A 15,937-nucleotide genomic window follows, 5' to 3' on the forward strand; every position below is an offset into this window, starting at 1 on the left:
TCCCGGGGGGTCCGGGGGGCTGGCCCCCCGGCCTCGATCACATCAGTCCTTCAGGCTTTCCTCGCGAAGACCGTCAGCCAGCAGGTTCAGACCAAGAACCAGCGACAGCAGTGCAAAGGCAGGAGGAAGGGCAGGGTGCAGGTAGATCGACAGCAGCTTGCGCCCCTCGTTGATCGTGGATCCCCAGTCCGGGCTTTCCGGCGGAAGGCCCAGTCCGAAGAAGCCCAAAGTCCCCAGAAGAATGGTGGTGTAACCGATGCGCAGACAGAAATCGACGATCAGGGGGCCGCGTGCGTTGGGCAGGATTTCCCAAAGCATGATGTACCACGGCCCCTCGCCGCGTGTCTGGGCTGCAGCCACGTAATCTCGGGTTTTGATATCCAGCGCCAGGCCGCGCACGATACGGAAGACCGTGGGCGAGTTGACGAAGACCACCGAGACGAACACCACCAGAATACCGCCGGGGATATCGAACAGGTCCAGATAGGTCGGCAGGCCCCAGATCCGGTAGGCGTCGGTGTTGATGATGTAGCCACCGGTCGAAATCAGCGACAGATACAGCCAGATCGCAACACCCAGAACACCGATCAGCAACGGCGTACGGAAATTCGGGCGCGTGTAATAGCGTGAATTCAGCAATACGCCGATGAACAGGATCGGGAACACGAACAGTACGGCCGCCATGTAGTTCGGCACCCCGGTCGCCACGATCTCCGGTGTCACCAGCAGGTAGAACAGCAGGATCACCGGGAAGGCGAGGATCAGGTTGGCGAGGAAGGACAGGAATGTATCAAAACGGCCCCCATAGTAACCGGCGGGAAGCCCCAGCGTAATGCCGACCATGAAGGCGAACATCGTTGCCAGCGGTGCAATTTGCACCACAACCCAGGCCCCCTTGACCATCCGGCTGAATACGTCACGCGCCAGATTGTCACCGCCCAGAAGATACCAGGCATACTCGCCGTCCTCCAGATTTGGCAGAGGCGTTCCCGGCACTTTGTTCTTCATGCCAGAGATCTGTGTCAGCGGGTCATGGGTCACGATCAGATCAAGAGCGCCGAAGATGCCAGTAAAGACCCAAAACATCACAAGGCCAAAGCCGATCATTCCGATGGGACTGTCATACAGTTTGCCGTACAACCCCAACCGTCGTTTGAAGGCGATGGACATGGCGAACATGATGATCAGCGCGACCCATACTGGCAGGAATTGCTGGGAAATTGCGCCGATGATCCCTGCGCCAGTGCCCATCAGGATGCCCAGCACCAGATAAGCCACGGCCAATCCCACGCTGGCAAGGAAACTGTAGTGCAGCGCAAGCTGGATCAATCCACGGACACCGCCGCCAGAACTGACGGATCCATCCGGGTTCACGACAATCTGCTGTTCAGGCAAAAAGATACTGGCGATGATCCAGACCAGGATCGACAGGAAAAGTGCTGCCAGTGCGATCATCAGCAGTGGGTTCAGGAAGGCGATAGAGCCGGTCCAGGTTAGTGGTTCCATAATCTCACCCTCCTTATGAAATGCGAATGCGCGGGTTGAGGTAAACGTAGCCGATATCCGAAATCAGCTGCGTTATCAGAACCACGAAGACCGACACGACCGAGATCGCCAGCAGAAGCTGAATGTCGTTGTTGCCAGCGGCCTGAACCAGCGCCCAGCCGAAACCCTTGTAGTTGAACAGGGTTTCAACAATCACCACGCCGTTCAGCAGCCATGGGAACTGCAGCATGATAACCGTGAACGGCGCGATCAACGCGTTGCGCAAGGCGTGTTTCATGACGATGTTCGGGAACGAGACACCCTTCAGCCGTGCGGTCCGGATGTATTGCGCCGTCATCACTTCGGTCATCGAAGCGCGGGTCATCCGGGCGATATAGCCCATACCGTACAGCGCAATGGTAAGAACCGGCAGGAAGAAGTTTTCGAATGTCGGGTTCTCCATCGCTTGCGTCGCGGTTCCCTTGAACCATTTCAGCCCCACGGTGGACGAGGTGAAGATCGCGATGAAGATAACGCCCGATACGTATTCCGGTGTCGCTGTCGTGATGATTGAGAAGGTCGACAATGATCGATCCAGGGCTGATCCCTCTCGCATCCCGGCCAGTACACCAACGATCAGGGCGGAAGGCACCATCAGGACCAAAACCCAGAACATCAGGTAACCTGTGTTGCCCAAGCGCTTGCCAACGATGGTTCCGACTTCTTCCTTGAAAACGGTTGAGTATCCCCAATCGCCCTGAAGAACACCACAATATCTTGCCGTGTCCTCTGCAGTCGAACCGGGTCTTGTGCAGGTTCCCACGAACTGGCCATCTTCCAGTGTATTCTGGAACCCGGGCATCACGCCCAACCATTGGCCGTATTTAACGAGTGTCGGCTGCAAGTAGCCGCGGTTTTCCAACCAGGCTTCGACCTGCTCATCCGACATACGCTGGTTGCCCTGCGTTTTCGCCAGCTTTTCAAGGTTCGGGTATAGGTTGGTCAGGAAAAAGACGACGAATGTCAGACATAATGCCGTAAGCAGCATCACTCCGAACCGTCGTAGGATGAATAGTCCCATGGTGGCCCCTGTTGTTCAGGTATTCCGCAGATCATTGGACCATTTTCTGGCCTCGGACGTCCGACCCCGCGTCGGCAAGTCTGCGGCTGGAAAGGGGCGCCCGTGTCAGGCGCCCCTCGTGTGTGTATTGCAGTGCTTAGGCAGCCCAGCCCCACTTGTAGTGATGGTGTTCGAAGGTCACATGCATGTCGGTTCCAACAAGACCCTCTTTCATGTGGCGATAGAGCGAGCGCCAATAGGGCTGAATAGTAACCCCATCTTCCTGAAGCAGTGCTTCGCCACGCGCCATGACTTCGCGACGCTTGTCCGCGTCGGCAATGGCCAGCGCCTCTTCCAGAATGGCGTCAAACTCGGGGCTCGCATAGCCGAACTCGTTCCAGGCTTCGCCCGTACGATAAGCAAGCGCCCAAATCTGAACACCCAACGGACGCGGGTTCCAGTTGGTCGAGCTGAACGGGTACTTGGCCCAGTCGTTCCAGAAGGTATTGCCCGGCAGAACGGTCCGCTTGACCTTGATTCCGGCATCGCGCAGCTGCGCGGCAACGGCATCTGTGGTGTTGCGGCGCCAGTCATCGTCGATCGAGATGATCTCGTGCTCGAAATCTCCAAAACCGGCTTCGTCCATCAGCGCCTTGGCTGCCGCGGGATCAACCTTTTGCGGTGGAAGCTCGGCATATTCCGGATGCAACGGTGCTACGTGATGGTTTTCCGCCGGCGCTCCGCGACCGCCATAGCCCAGTTCCAGACAAACGGAATTGTCTACGGCCATCTGAAGGGCCTGCCGGACACGTTTGTCCGCATAAGGCTTTTGCCCGTCGATCTCGGCCAGCTGGTTGGGACGAATAACGATGGTCGCGGCGGTTACCACTTCTGACTTCACATAGCCAAGCCCGTCCATCACGTCGATGAATTCACCCACCGATTCATACAGCATGTCGACTTCGTCGGATTCCAGCGCCGCCAACCAGGCAGAAGGGTCGGTTCCGTAGTCGATGTACTCGATACGGTCCAGAGCAGGGCGGCCGTACACTTCTTCACCCCACCAGGTGTGATCCGGGTTGCGAACCAGAACGGCTTTTACGCCAACCTCAAGTTCGTCCATCAGATAGGGGCCGGTTCCAACATTGTTCAGCAGGTCAGTCTCGCTGAACGAGCTATGAACAATCGCGCCGGGATAGTCGGCCATGCCCGGAATAAGGGTGATATCCGGCTTTGGCAGGTTCAGTTTGACCGTGGTTGCGTCGACGACTTCGATGACACCCTCACCGGCCTGACCGGTATCCGCGTCGATCAGGGTTGCAAAGCGGCCCGCCATCGAGTTGGTTTCCGAGCTCTTGTCGCACCAGCGCGCAATGTTGCGGGCAACGTCGTCAGCCGTGAAATCGTCGCCGTTGTTCCACTTGACGCCCGGACGGACATTCAGAGTGTATTCGGTTGCGTCATCGTTGACTTCCCAGCTTTCCAGCAGCATGCCACGGAACGATCCGTCCGAGTTGTACTCGACCAGATATTCCAGCGTGCCGCGCGTCACGTTTGCGATCTGCGACCAGTCATAAGTTCTGGGATCTTTGAGGGCGCGGACTTCCTGCTGGACACGCAGCGTGCCGCCTTCCTGCTTTGCTGTTTCGGCCAAAGCAGGTGTCGGCAATCCGATCATGCCATAGGCAGCTGCGGCAGTAACCCCAAGACTGGTTGCGCGCGTCATGAATTCCCTTCGGCTTAGCTTGCCGTCGCGGTATTCCTGAGCGTGCATCGCTGCCGCCCAGTGCACCTTGTCTTCGGTGGATACGGTATTCGTCATGGATGTCTCCCTGTGACACTGATTTTGTTGATTGATTATGGCTCTACGCGACCCGGTTTCTTACGGTCGCCAGAGTGAAGGATTTTGTTTCTTGGACTCTGTTCATCCCCATGTCGTTATTCGGCACCAGATTTCTGATAAGGTCAATGTTCGAAATCGTCATAAGTAGTACAAAAACGACATTCGCGATCCGTTGAAGTCGTGAAGACGCATTTCTTCCAGCAGCCCAAAACGATGCCGACTTACCCATTGTTTTCTTGGTTTGTTAAGGGAAACCGCAGTAAATCATTAAGTTCTCGTAAGCTTCGAGAGCTGGCGGGGCATCTTGCTTGTGCAATGTCAGACGTGCCGGGTATCACCTAGTGGGATCGATGTGATTCCAGGCCTTCATTCGGGCGCGAAACCAGGTGCGTTGACGCTTTGCGAATTGACGCGTCGCAATGGTTGCGCGCTCGCGCGCCTGATCCAAAGTCATCGCGCCGTCCAGATATGCCCTGAGTTCCGGCACGCCTATGGCCTTGCAGGACGGAAGGGTGGGATCGAACCGGTCCTGCATGGCACGCACTTCCTCGATCGCGCCCTGTTCCAGCATCTGGTCAAAGCGGCGTTCTATCCTGTTCAGCAGCCATGCTTTATCAACGTCAAAAACGATCGGCAGGGTCTCGTTCAGCCGAAGTGCCGGTGGGGGCGTTTCGGCTTGCCACGACAACAGGCTGCGACCTGTGGCGCGCTGCACCTCCCATGCGCGTTGCACGCGGGCACGGTTGTGTATGTCCAGCTTTGCAAGCGTGTCTGCATCGACCCCCTCCAGAAGGTCTACCATGGGCATCTGATCGGCCTCGGCCCGAACTTCGGGTGGCGTCGCAGGAATTTGGGCCATGCCTTCGGTCAGGGCCGAGAAATACAATCCGGTCCCACCGACAATGATCGGGCGCTGGTGCCCCGTTAACAGAGGCAGAACCTCTCGCAGCCAATGGCCGGTAGAATAATCCTGATCATAGGCGACGTGCCCGTACAACAGATGCGGCGCGCGGGCTTCTTCCTGGGCGGACGGCCGGGCCGAGATGACGCGCCAGCAGTCATAAACCTGACTCGCATCCGCATTGACGATAACCCCGCCATGGCGTTCGGCGATCTCCAGCGCCAGTGCTGATTTCCCGGACGCCGTGGGCCCCGCGATCAGAACCGGCTTGTCGTCCGGAACAGGCGGCAGTTGCCGAAAAAGCAGGTCTGTTGATCGCCGGGTCATGCGCGGTTGCCTCTATCCTCACCAACCGCATTGAACCTGCGGAGCTTTTGCTTCATTTTGCGCCGGAAATTAACCCCGTGCCAGCCCGGAGCGCAACATGAGCCTTTCCCCTTCTTCTGAAACAGCCGAGACCCCGAAAACAAAGTACAATCGGGTCATGTTGAAAATCTCAGGCGAAGCATTGATGGGGGATCAGGGATTCGGCTTGCACCCACCAACAGTTCAACGCATCGCGCAAGAAGTGAAATCGGTTCACGATCTGGGCGTTGAGATTTGCATGGTCATCGGCGGTGGAAACATTTTTCGCGGCCTGAGCGGTTCAGCCCAGGGCATGGAACGGACAACGGCGGATTATATGGGCATGTTGGCCACGGTGATGAACGCGCTGGGGATGCAATCCGCACTGGAAGAGATCGGAGTGTTCACCCGCGTGATATCGGCCATTCGCATGGACGAGGTGTGCGAACCCTATATCCGCCGCCGGGCTGTTCGGCACCTCGAAAAAAAGCGGGTCTGTATTTTCGCCGCCGGTACTGGCAACCCGTATTTCACGACAGACACCGCAGCCACCCTGCGCGCCAACGAAATGGCGTGCGAGGCGATCTTCATGGGCAAGAACGGAGTGGATGGGGTGTATGACAAAGACCCTGCGGAACATGCTGACGCCGTGCGGTATGATACCGTGACCTATGATGACGTGTTGGCCAAACGGTTGCGTGTCATGGATGCTTCGGCCATCGCACTGGCGCGCGACAACAATCTGCCCCTGATCGTCTTCGGACTTGATGAGCCCGGCGGCTTCCGCGGAATTCTCGCGGGCGAGGGGATCTATACCAAGGTTCAGGGGTGAGGTCTGCGTAAGCGCCCGACAGCTCTGCAAGCTTTCAAAGCCCCGGCATCGCGCCGGGGCTTTTGCGTTTTGCTTTCGCTTGACGGTTGTGGGCGGCCCTGTCTAAGTATCGGTGTCCTTCCAAGGCGAAGGGCTGCCCCGTGTTTCGTCGGCCAAAGGCCCAAGCACAGGCTGGGCTGGAAGACCTGCCATGATTTCTGAGGTGTCCGGAAACATGCGCGGGCATCTCATTGATCTGACTGCACAACTAAGGAGCAATGAGGCATGAGCTCTCTGGATATCGATTTCGTTCGGGCGCAATTCCCGGCCTTTTCCGAACCCAGCCTTCAGGGCCAGGCGTTTTTCGAGAACGCGGGTGGGTCTTACACCTGCAAACCGGTGATCGACCGGCTGACGCGGTTCTACACGCAGCGCAAGGTGCAGCCTTACGCCCCATATGAGGCCAGCCGCCTTGCGGGCGCCGAAATGGACGAAGCGCGTGCGCGCATGGCCGCCATTCTGGGCGTAGACACGGATGAGCTGAGTTTTGGCCCCTCAACCACCCAGAAAACCTATGTCCTGGCGCAGGCGTTCCGGCAATGGATGAAGCCCGGCGAGGCGATCGTCGTGACCAATCAGGATCACGAAGCCAACTCTGGTCCGTGGCGTCGTCTGGCTGAGGCCGGGATAGAGGTGAGGGAATGGCAGATTGATCCGGAAACCGGGTCGCTGAACCCTCAGGATCTTGAAAACATGCTGGACGAAAAAGTGCGTCTGGTCTGTTTCCCGCATTGCTCTAATGTGGTTGGTGAGATCAATCCGGTCACCGAGATCACTGCCATTGCGCATGCGGCGGGTGCGTTTGTCTGCGTTGATGGCGTATCCTACGCCCCGCACGGATTTCCGAATGTTGGCGATTTGGGGCCGGATATCTATTTGTTTTCTGCGTACAAGACCTATGGCCCGCATCAGGGGTGCATGGTCATCCGCCGCACATTGGGAGAGCTGTTGCCCAACCAGGCGCATTATTTCAACGGCGATGTCCTGTATAAACGATTTACCCCCGCTGGCCCCGATCACGCGCAGATTGCGGCCAGTGCAGGTATGGCGGACTATGTTGAGATGCTTTGCGCCCACCACGGCGGGCCCGACACGGGTGCGGCAGAACAGGGCGTATTTGCCCACGATCTGATGCGTTCGCACGAAGTGTCGTTGCTGCAACCGGTTCTGGATGCGGTAAAGGATCGAAACGCGGTGCGTCTGATCGGTCCTTCCGACGCCAGCCGGCGCGCACCCACCGTTGCGCTTTCGTTGAACCGTCCGGCTGAACCGGTTGCGGCGGAACTGGCGCAATACGGTGTCATGGCGGGTGGCGGAGACTTCTATGCGGTGCGCCCCTTGCAGGCGATGGGCGTCGACCCGGCGCAGGGTGTTTTGAGGGTCAGCTTCACCCATTACACCACGAAGCAGGAAGTTGATCAGCTATTGGAGGCTCTTGAGCGCGTTTTGTGATCCACTACTCTTGAGGGTGCGTAGAAATCAAAAAACCTCAAGGGCGTATTGTGAAGCAACAGCAGGCTCCGATCATTTTGTGGTTTCGACAGGACTTGCGTCTGTCGGACCACCCCGCGTTGACTGCGGCGGCCGAAAGTGGCCGTCCGGTCATACCTTTGTTTATTCATGACCATCTGGTCGAACAGATGGGGGCCGCGCCGAAGTGGCGGTTGGGCTTGGGGTTGGAGGCTTTCAAAGCGTCACTGGCCGATATGGGCAGCCGACTTATTTTCCGACGCGGCGACGCGCTTGAACAGGTGCAGCAGGTTGTGGCCGAGACCGGCGCAACCTCCGTCTTCTGGTCCCGCGCTTACGATCCGGCCTCAATCGAACGTGACAGGAAGATCAAGTCTGTGCTTACAAAAGAAGGAGTGACGGCAAAGTCATTTGCCGGGCATCTTCTTTTCGAACCCTGGACCGTCGCCACCAAGTCGGGGCATCCATTCAGGGTCTACACACCCATGTGGCGTGCGGTTCAGGGGCGGGATGTACAATTTCCCAATGCGCGGGTTGCCGATTTGCAGGCCCCGGTGTCGTGGCCCGCTTCTGACAAATTGAGCGATTGGCAGATGGGGAATGCCATGAACAGGGGCGCGGCCGTCGTTCGCCCTCATGTAAAACCCGGCGAACAGTCCGCTCTGGATCATCTAGAGGCGTTTCTTGAGCGAATTTCTCACTATTCCAACAACCGGGACAGGTTGGATCAGGACGGAACGTCCAATCTGTCGGAATACCTGTCTTTGGGTGAAATTGGGCCGCGTACAGTCTGGCATATGGTCCAAAGGGCCGCATTGACCGGTACACCCGGTGCCGATGCCTATCTACGTCAACTCGTCTGGCGCGAGTTTGCCTATCACCTGATGTATCACACGCCCCAACTGGTGGCTTCCAACTGGAAGCCGGAATGGGACAGTTTTCCCTGGAATACTGATCCGGACCATCCCGAAGTCACTGCGTGGCGGCAGGCCAGAACTGGAATACCTGTTGTCGATGCCGGGCTGCGGCAAATGTATGTGACGGGTCGAATGCACAACCGGGCGAGGATGATTGTCGCAAGCTATCTGACCAAGCACCTGATGACTCATTGGAAAATAGGGATGACATGGTTCGAGGATTGCCTGATCGACTGGGATCCGGCCTGCAATGCCATGGGCTGGCAGTGGGTTGCTGGATCTGGGCCCGATGCATCCCCGTTTTTTCGGATTTTCAATCCCCAGACGCAAGCCGAAAAATTCGATCCTGACGGGAATTATACGCGTCGCTGGATCGCTGAAGGTTACACCGAACCCAGTCAATCCGCTTTGTCGTATTTTGATGCCGTCCCGCGTTCATGGGGGCTGCGTCCGGATGCGGATTACCCCAAACCCATAGTCGAATTGCCCGAAGGGCGGACCCGCGCGTTACGCGCATATGAAAGCCGAAAACCCCACTAAGGAACTGAAAACTTGCCAGAAACAATTTCGCCGCCTAGCTTTGTGGGCGTACCGCAGAGGGGAGAGCGGATGATCCTGACGACGACCGAAGGGCAAAAAGACCTGCCCAGATATTTTACCCAGGTCTTTAAAATGTTGAACCGGATGGAAACCGGGCGTCTTGATATCAGACTACCCGACGGTCGCACGTTTCGCGCAGAAGGCGTAAAGGCCGGGCCGGTGGCACAGGTCGATATTCACGACGACGATGTCTTTGCGCGCCTGATCCGCGAAGGAGAACTGGGTTTCTCCGATGCGTATCTGGACGGACATTGGAGTACACCCGATCTGCGATCTTTCATGGATCTTGTGCATCTTGGAACCGAGACCGTTTATGACGGGTTTACGGGCCAGTTTCTTGTTCAGGCCTATGAACGGCTGCGGTTCTGGCTGCACAGAAACAACAGGGCCCAAGCCAAGAAGAATATCTCGTATCACTACGATCTGGGTAACGAATTTTACAGTTCTTGGCTGGATGACACGATGACCTATTCCAGCGCGATTTTTGAGTCTGGGCAGGAAAGCCTCGAGAAGGCCCAGATCGCCAAATACGCAAGTCTTGTGGATGAGATGGGTGCCAAACCGGGTGATCATGTGCTGGAGATCGGATGTGGCTGGGGCGGCTTCGCGGAATATGCCGCAAAGGAACGAGGTTTGCGTATCACCGGCCTGACCATAAGTGAGGAGCAATTCAAGTACGCCAAGGAACGTATTGAAAAAGCTGGTCTATCAGATCGGGTTGAATTCAAGCTGCAAGACTATCGGGACGAACGCGGGGTCTATGACGGCATCGCTTCGATCGAAATGTTCGAGGCCGTGGGTCAGAAATACTGGCCGGTCTATTTCGAAACCGTTCGTGAGAGGTTGAAGCCCGGTGCCCAGGCAACCTTGCAAATCATCACGGTGGGTGATCATCGCTGGGATTTTTACAAGAACGGCGTTGATTTCATTCAGAAATATATCTTTCCCGGCGGGATGCTACCGTCGCCGACCATCCTGCGTCAGCAGATCGATCAGGCCGGGTTGAAAGTCGTGCATTCGAAGGAATTCGGGAAAAGCTATGATCTGACTCTGCGCCGTTGGTATGAAACGTTCAACGACAAATGGGATCAGATCTCGGACATGGGGTTTGATGAGCGTTTCCGCCGCATGTGGAATTATTATTTGACTGCGTGCGGCGCGGCCTTTGACACGGGCAATTGCGATGTGACACAGATCACAATAGCAAAACCAAGTTAACTCACGGACCGTCACATGCCCACTGCCTCGCGTCTCGTCGCCGCTGTTTGTCTCGTCGTGCTGGCCTTTCTTGTTTCAGGCATGGTTATCGAAAACGGCGAAGAGGGTAAGGACTATGGCTACTTCACCTATGTGAACATGGCTCTTGGTGCGATCTGTGGTTGGAAAATCATGGGCAAGCGCGCTGGGCGTGGTTGGACCGCGGGCATAAACAACGGCCTGACCGGCGTTGCTTCGCTGATTTTCTGGGCACTGTTCGTGCAGGGGTGCTACCGCATGTTCGACCTTGCGATGCGCAATCGATATGGCGGCCCGTTCGAAGCTGTGATGGCGATTTTTTCGATCGGTATCGATTATGGCAAGCAGCTGATCTATCCCGAAATTCTGGTTACGCTTGCAATAGGCGCCGTTGTCGCCGGTCTGGCCACGGAACAGGCCAGTCGCAAATGGCGCTGAATCGTTTCGTCACAAGAGAGATTGAATTTGTCTGATTTGTTTTTCTATGGAACGTTGCGGTATCTGCCGCTGTTGCAGCGTGTCCTGGGTCGTCCGCTGAGCGAAATAACGTTTCACGCTGCCAAGCTGTGCGATCACGCGGTTCACGCGGTTCAGGGGCAGGATTTCCCGATGATCCTGTCCGCCAAGGGCGCCGCTGTCGAAGGTCTGCTGGTGCAGGGCCTGTCCTCCGATGATCTGGCCAGACTGGCTTATTACGAAGGATCCTTCGACTATGACCTGAAATCGTTGACGGTCATTCTGGAGGACGGGGGCGAAGCACAGGCGCAGGTCTTTTTCCCGACCCCGGGCGCGTGGCAACCCGGTGAGTTGTGGTCGTTGCAGGGCTGGGCGGACAAATTGGGCGAGGTTACGGCGCTCGCCGCCGAAGAAGAAATGGCCTATTTCGGAAAAGTCGATCCCAAAACCATGGCGCGCAGCGTCCGTGCCATTCAAACCCGTGCCTGGGCAAAGATCATGGCCAGGCAACGGCGAACCGGCGATCCACGGAACATAGCCGAAGACGTAATCGTGCACCGGCACGAACGCGTTTACGTCGACTATTTCGGGATGGAGGAAATAGACCTTCAGCACCGGCAGCATGACGGCAGCATGGGTCCGGTGCTGCACCGGGGCGGTTTGATGCAGGGCAGCGCCGTGTCCGTTCTGCCCTATGACCCGATCCGCGACACCGTGCTTTTGGTCGAGCAGTTCAGACCGCCGGTGTTTTTGATCGATGATCCAGAGCCCTGGCTTTGGGAAGCGGTTGCCGGGATGATCGACCCCGGCGAAACGCCGGAACAGACGGCACATCGCGAAGCCATGGAGGAAGCCGGAGTTCAATTTGACAGGCTGGAATATGCGGGCGGGGCGTATTCCTCCAGCGGGTCATCTACGGGTTTCACGTATCTCTATGTCGGGCTTGGCAACTTGACCCAGACAACCATCACCGGTGGACTGGAATTAGAAGGTGAAGATATCCGCAGTCGAATTCTGCCATTCGACGAATTCATTGATATGACGGACCGCCATCTTTTCAAGGATTTGCAGCTGGTGTCTCTGGCTTACTGGCTGGCCCGCCATCGGGATCGTTTGCGCGCGTGACTATCGCGCTTGTGGTCCCGGCAGTGCGCCTGTAAATCTTCGAAGATACCAAATGACAAGAGGCGACCATGCGCATTGCACGAGATCTTGCTGACGCAGTAGGAAAAACACCGTTGATCCGGCTGCGCCGCATCAGCGAAGAGACCGGATGCGAGATTCTTGGCAAAGCCGAGTTCATGAACCCGGGGCAGTCGGTAAAGGATCGTGCTGCTCTTTTTATCATCAAAGATGCCATCGCGCGCGGGGATCTGAAGCCGGGCGGAACCATCGTGGAAGGCACCGCCGGCAACACCGGTATTGGTCTGGCTCTGGTCGGTGCGTCGATGGGGTTCAAAACGGTTATCGTTATCCCCGAGACCCAGTCGGAAGAAAAGAAGGATATGCTGCGTCTGGCGGGCGCACAGCTGGTTCAGGTGCCCGCAGCCCCGTATCGCAACCCCAACAATTTCGTGCACTATTCCCGCCGTTTGGCCGAGGAACTGGCGCAGACTGAACCCAATGGCGCAATCTGGGCCAACCAGTTCGACAATGTGGCGAATCGTCAGGCACATGTGGAAACCACGGGGCCCGAGATCTGGGAGCAGACAGACGGCAAGGTTGACGGGTTCGTCAGCGCGGTCGGGTCGGGTGGGACATTGGCAGGCGTTGCTGAAGTTTTGCAGCCCAAGGGCGTCAAGATCGGTCTTGCCGATCCCATGGGGGCTGGCCTGTATTCGTATTACACGACAGGCGAAATCGCGATGGAAGGTGGGTCGATCGCCGAAGGTATCGGGCAGGTGCGTATCACAAAAAACCTGGAAGGGTTCACGCCGGATTTTTCTTTTCAGATCACCGATAACGAAGCGCTGCCCTACATCTTTGATCTTCTGCGTGAAGAAGGCCTGGTCATGGGCGGCTCGACCGCAATCAACATGGCAGGGGCGGTGCGCCTGGCCAAGGAAATGGGGCCGGGTCATACCATTGTGACCATCCTGTGCGATTATGGCACACGGTATCAATCCAAGCTGTTCAACCCCGAGTTCCTGCGTGAAAAAGAGCTTCCGGTTCCGGATTGGATGACCGAGGCACCGCGTAGCATTCCCGGCGTTTTCGAGGACGTGTGATGCTTGGACGGGTCCGCCTGTTTCTGACCCTGCTATTCCTGTGCTTTGTCGGCTTTTCGAATAGCGCTGTCGCGCAGCTGACGGATCGGCAAAGTGAATATTACCAAGGTTGGGTCAAAACCGCTAACCGGGCCGAAGCCGTTATCGAGGCGAACCGCGCCTCTGACGCAGCGTTAGAGAATTTGCGCTCGGAAATAAGTGGTTACAGGGAAGACTTCAATCGGGCTCGTGGGGCAAATACCGACCGCATTACGACGCTGGAAAGCCAGTTAAAAGCGTTGGGTCCCAAACCCGAAGGGGACACGACCGAGCCTGAAGACATAGCCAAACTTCGCACGCATCTTGAGGATCAGCTCAACAGTCTGCGTGTGCCGCGCATCATATCCGAAGAGGCGTATAGCCGTGCGAACGGGCTGATCAGCGAAATTGATCAGATCATTCGCGCGCGGCAGAAAAAAGAGTTCTTCGAACAGGGCCCGTCACCGATCAACCCGGCGCATTGGGGACCGGCATGGGTGGATGTCAAAGAGGCCGTTCAAAGCCTGGCAAATGAAACGATCACGAACTTGCGTTCAGATGTCGTGCGCGAACAAGTTCGCGCTCGTGGTCTCGCAATCTTCATACTTCTGATCATTTCAGCCGTGCTGCTGATCTTTGGAAAACGGTGGTCCGAACTTGGAGGCGACTACCTGAGGTTGCTCGGCGGGGCCGGGACGGGGGTCTGGTCGTTCGTAATCTCACTGCTGCGAATTCTGTTGCCATGGATCGGTGTGGTGGCCGTGGTCACGGCAATCAGCCTCACCGGCGTTCCCGGTCTGCGGGGCAGCCTTTTGCTTCAGAATGTTCCGTATTGGGCAGCGATCGTGTTTTTCTATGACTGGATTGGTCGCCAGGTTTACGTGATCGGCGCGTCGCAAGGGTTCAAACGTCTGTCCGCTGCGCGCATCACCGAACTGCGCGTGTATATCGATCTGCTCGCCCTGGTGCTGGTTCTGCACGAATTGGTGTTGCTGTTCGGACGGGTCGAAAACATCTCCGACGCGACCCGTGCCGTGGTCAGTTTCCCGGTCATTGTCGCAACGGCTTTGTTGTTGTTGCGGATACGCCAGATTCGAACAACGGAAGGGCCACCGGATCAGGTTGCCTCGACCCGTTCCGCAGGGTTCAGCCAATTGGTCGAATTCCTGCGCCGGGCTTTGTTCCTTTTGGGCATCGTGTCTCCCTTGCTGGCGATTTTCGGATACACCAATGCGGCCGAAGCCATCGTGTTTCCTGCCGTCAAGACATTGGTACTGATCGGGGCCTTGGTCATCCTGCAACGGTTCATCAGTCAGATTTACGGCTGGGTCACCGGGCAGGGCGAAGCCGCGGGGGATTCGCTTTTTTCCGTACTGGTCGGGTTTGCATTGGCCATCTTGGCGCTTCCCATTCTGGCGATCTATTGGGGGGCGCGGGAAACCGATCTGCTGGAAGCATGGTCGCGCCTGCTGCTTGGTTTTGATATCGGTGGCGTCACAATTTCGCCCAGCAACTTTCTGACCTTTGTTGCCGTGTTTGCAATCGGTTATACGCTGACGCGTCTGTTGCAAAGCGGGCTGCGCAATTCGCTTCTGCCGAAAACCAACATCGATCCGGGTGGCCAAAACGCGATTGTCGCGGGTTCAGGATACGTTGGCATATTTCTTGCCGCGTTGGTCGCAATCATGGTGGCCGGATTTGATCTGTCATCGCTGGCGATCGTCGCTGGCGCGCTGTCTGTTGGCATCGGCTTTGGTTTGCAGACAATCGTGTCGAACTTCGTTTCTGGCATCATCCTTTTGGTCGAGCGTCCGATTTCCAAGGGGGATTGGATCGATGTGAATGGCATGATGGGATATGTTAAGGACATTTCCGTTCGTTCGACCCGGGTCGAGACGTTCGACAGGACGGATGTTATCGTTCCGAACTCTGACCTGATCAGCGGTGTTGTAACAAACTATACCCGCGGCAACACGATCGGGCGGGTGATCGTTCCGGTGGGTGTTGCATACGGAACTGACACGCGCCAGGTCGAAACCATTCTGGGCGAAATCGCCAACAACCATCCGATGGTTTTGGCCAACCCGGCGCCAAGCGTTGTGTTCCAGGGGTTCGGCGCAGATTCCTTGGACTTCGAAATACGGGCGATCCTGCGGGATGTGAATTGGGCTCTGTCGGTAAAATCTGACATGAACCATGAAATCAACCGCAGATTCTCGGAAGCAGGGATCGAGATCCCGTTCGCACAACGTGATGTCTGGTTGCGAAATCCCGAAACCCTGCGGGCATCTGGCCCGAGCAAGCAGGAGCCTTCTGTTTCTGTGCAGGATGAGCCACGCAAAGTCGCAGAGACTCCGGCGGATTTGACCGAGGCGGATATGGACCTGGGTGCCAGTGATGAGACATGAGTGGCCCAAACGCGGCACGTGTTGACCGTTGATCACCCCTCGGTGGGCGCATTGATTAAATTGCGCTATTCCCCTGAATTCGTCGAATTGAGGCCTTGC

12 protein-coding genes are annotated in these 15,937 nt (G+C 56.9%); 8 read left to right on the plus strand and 4 right to left on the minus strand.

Annotated elements, in window-relative coordinates; translation table 11 throughout:
• Positions 1-42: 42 nt before the first annotated feature.
• The 4 genes from ACR3E6_RS12365 to miaA all read right to left on the minus strand — a co-directional run bounded on the left by ACR3E6_RS12365 (position 43) and on the right by miaA (position 5,616).
• Positions 43-1,506 (minus strand): ABC transporter permease, encoded by a 1,464-nt coding sequence (locus tag ACR3E6_RS12365; RefSeq protein WP_171723402.1) that lies wholly within the window; start codon positions 1,504-1,506, stop codon positions 43-45.
• A 13-nt stretch (positions 1,507-1,519) separates the two neighbouring features.
• Positions 1,520-2,566 (minus strand): ABC transporter permease, encoded by a 1,047-nt coding sequence (locus ACR3E6_RS12370; RefSeq protein ID WP_152457770.1) that lies wholly within the window; start codon positions 2,564-2,566, stop codon positions 1,520-1,522.
• Positions 2,567-2,702: 136 nt separating this feature from the next.
• Positions 2,703-4,367 carry an ABC transporter substrate-binding protein gene (locus ACR3E6_RS12375; RefSeq protein WP_171723401.1) on the minus strand — a complete coding sequence of 555 codons (1,665 nt, stop codon included), beginning with the start codon at positions 4,365-4,367 and terminating at the stop codon, positions 2,703-2,705.
• 355 nt (positions 4,368-4,722) lie between these two features.
• The gene (miaA, locus tag ACR3E6_RS12380) at positions 4,723-5,616 is read right to left on the minus strand and encodes a tRNA (adenosine(37)-N6)-dimethylallyltransferase MiaA (RefSeq protein WP_480487357.1); all 894 of its coding nucleotides are present in this window, start codon (positions 5,614-5,616) and stop codon (positions 4,723-4,725) included.
• Positions 5,617-5,713: 97 nt separating this feature from the next.
• Here miaA and pyrH point away from each other — a divergent pair, with 97 nt between their 5' ends.
• From pyrH to ACR3E6_RS12420, 8 genes are all read left to right on the plus strand, one after another.
• Positions 5,714-6,466, plus strand: a complete 753-nt coding sequence (pyrH, locus tag ACR3E6_RS12385; protein ID WP_480487359.1) for a UMP kinase — start codon at positions 5,714-5,716, stop codon at positions 6,464-6,466.
• Positions 6,467-6,730: 264 nt separating this feature from the next.
• Positions 6,731-7,957, plus strand: coding sequence for an aminotransferase class V-fold PLP-dependent enzyme (locus tag ACR3E6_RS12390; protein ID WP_480487361.1), 1,227 nt, complete (start codon positions 6,731-6,733; stop codon positions 7,955-7,957).
• Positions 7,958-8,007: 50 nt separating this feature from the next.
• A complete protein-coding gene (locus tag ACR3E6_RS12395) occupies positions 8,008-9,432 on the plus strand; it encodes a cryptochrome/photolyase family protein (protein ID WP_480487363.1) in 1,425 nt (474 codons plus the stop codon).
• A gap of 69 nt (positions 9,433-9,501) precedes the next feature.
• Entirely contained in the window at positions 9,502-10,710 is a 1,209-nt protein-coding gene (locus ACR3E6_RS12400) for a class I SAM-dependent methyltransferase (RefSeq protein ID WP_480487365.1), read from the plus strand.
• A 15-nt stretch (positions 10,711-10,725) separates the two neighbouring features.
• A complete protein-coding gene (locus ACR3E6_RS12405; RefSeq protein ID WP_171632910.1) occupies positions 10,726-11,166 on the plus strand; it encodes a TrgA family protein in 441 nt (146 codons plus the stop codon).
• A gap of 27 nt (positions 11,167-11,193) precedes the next feature.
• Positions 11,194-12,309, plus strand: coding sequence for an NUDIX domain-containing protein (locus ACR3E6_RS12410; RefSeq protein ID WP_480487367.1), 1,116 nt, complete (start codon positions 11,194-11,196; stop codon positions 12,307-12,309).
• Between the two features lie 68 nt (positions 12,310-12,377).
• Complete coding sequence (locus ACR3E6_RS12415) at positions 12,378-13,412, plus strand: cysteine synthase A (protein ID WP_480487369.1); 1,035 nt, start codon at positions 12,378-12,380, stop codon at positions 13,410-13,412.
• Positions 13,412-15,838: a DUF3772 domain-containing protein gene (locus ACR3E6_RS12420; protein WP_480487371.1), complete on the plus strand. Its 2,427-nt coding sequence runs from the start codon at positions 13,412-13,414 to the stop codon at positions 15,836-15,838. Before ACR3E6_RS12415 ends, ACR3E6_RS12420 begins: the two co-directional genes overlap by 1 nt.
• Positions 15,839-15,937 lie beyond the last annotated feature (99 nt).

The organism is Ruegeria sp. AL3, assembly GCF_056536065.1.

Coding starts and splice junctions, on each gene's coding strand:
- pyrH (WP_480487359.1), top strand. CDS start 5,714: ATGAGCCTTTCCCCTTCTTCTGAAACAGCCGAGACCCCGAAAACAAAG.
- ACR3E6_RS12375 (WP_171723401.1), bottom strand. CDS start 4,367: ATGACGAATACCGTATCCACCGAAGACAAGGTGCACTGGGCGGCAGCG.
- ACR3E6_RS12365 (WP_171723402.1), bottom strand. CDS start 1,506: ATGGAACCACTAACCTGGACCGGCTCTATCGCCTTCCTGAACCCACTG.
- ACR3E6_RS12400 (WP_480487365.1), top strand. CDS start 9,502: ATGATCCTGACGACGACCGAAGGGCAAAAAGACCTGCCCAGATATTTT.
- ACR3E6_RS12370 (WP_152457770.1), bottom strand. CDS start 2,566: ATGGGACTATTCATCCTACGACGGTTCGGAGTGATGCTGCTTACGGCA.
- ACR3E6_RS12405 (WP_171632910.1), top strand. CDS start 10,726: ATGCCCACTGCCTCGCGTCTCGTCGCCGCTGTTTGTCTCGTCGTGCTG.
- ACR3E6_RS12420 (WP_480487371.1), top strand. CDS start 13,412: ATGCTTGGACGGGTCCGCCTGTTTCTGACCCTGCTATTCCTGTGCTTT.
- ACR3E6_RS12390 (WP_480487361.1), top strand. CDS start 6,731: ATGAGCTCTCTGGATATCGATTTCGTTCGGGCGCAATTCCCGGCCTTT.
- ACR3E6_RS12415 (WP_480487369.1), top strand. CDS start 12,378: ATGCGCATTGCACGAGATCTTGCTGACGCAGTAGGAAAAACACCGTTG.
- miaA (WP_480487357.1), bottom strand. CDS start 5,616: ATGACCCGGCGATCAACAGACCTGCTTTTTCGGCAACTGCCGCCTGTT.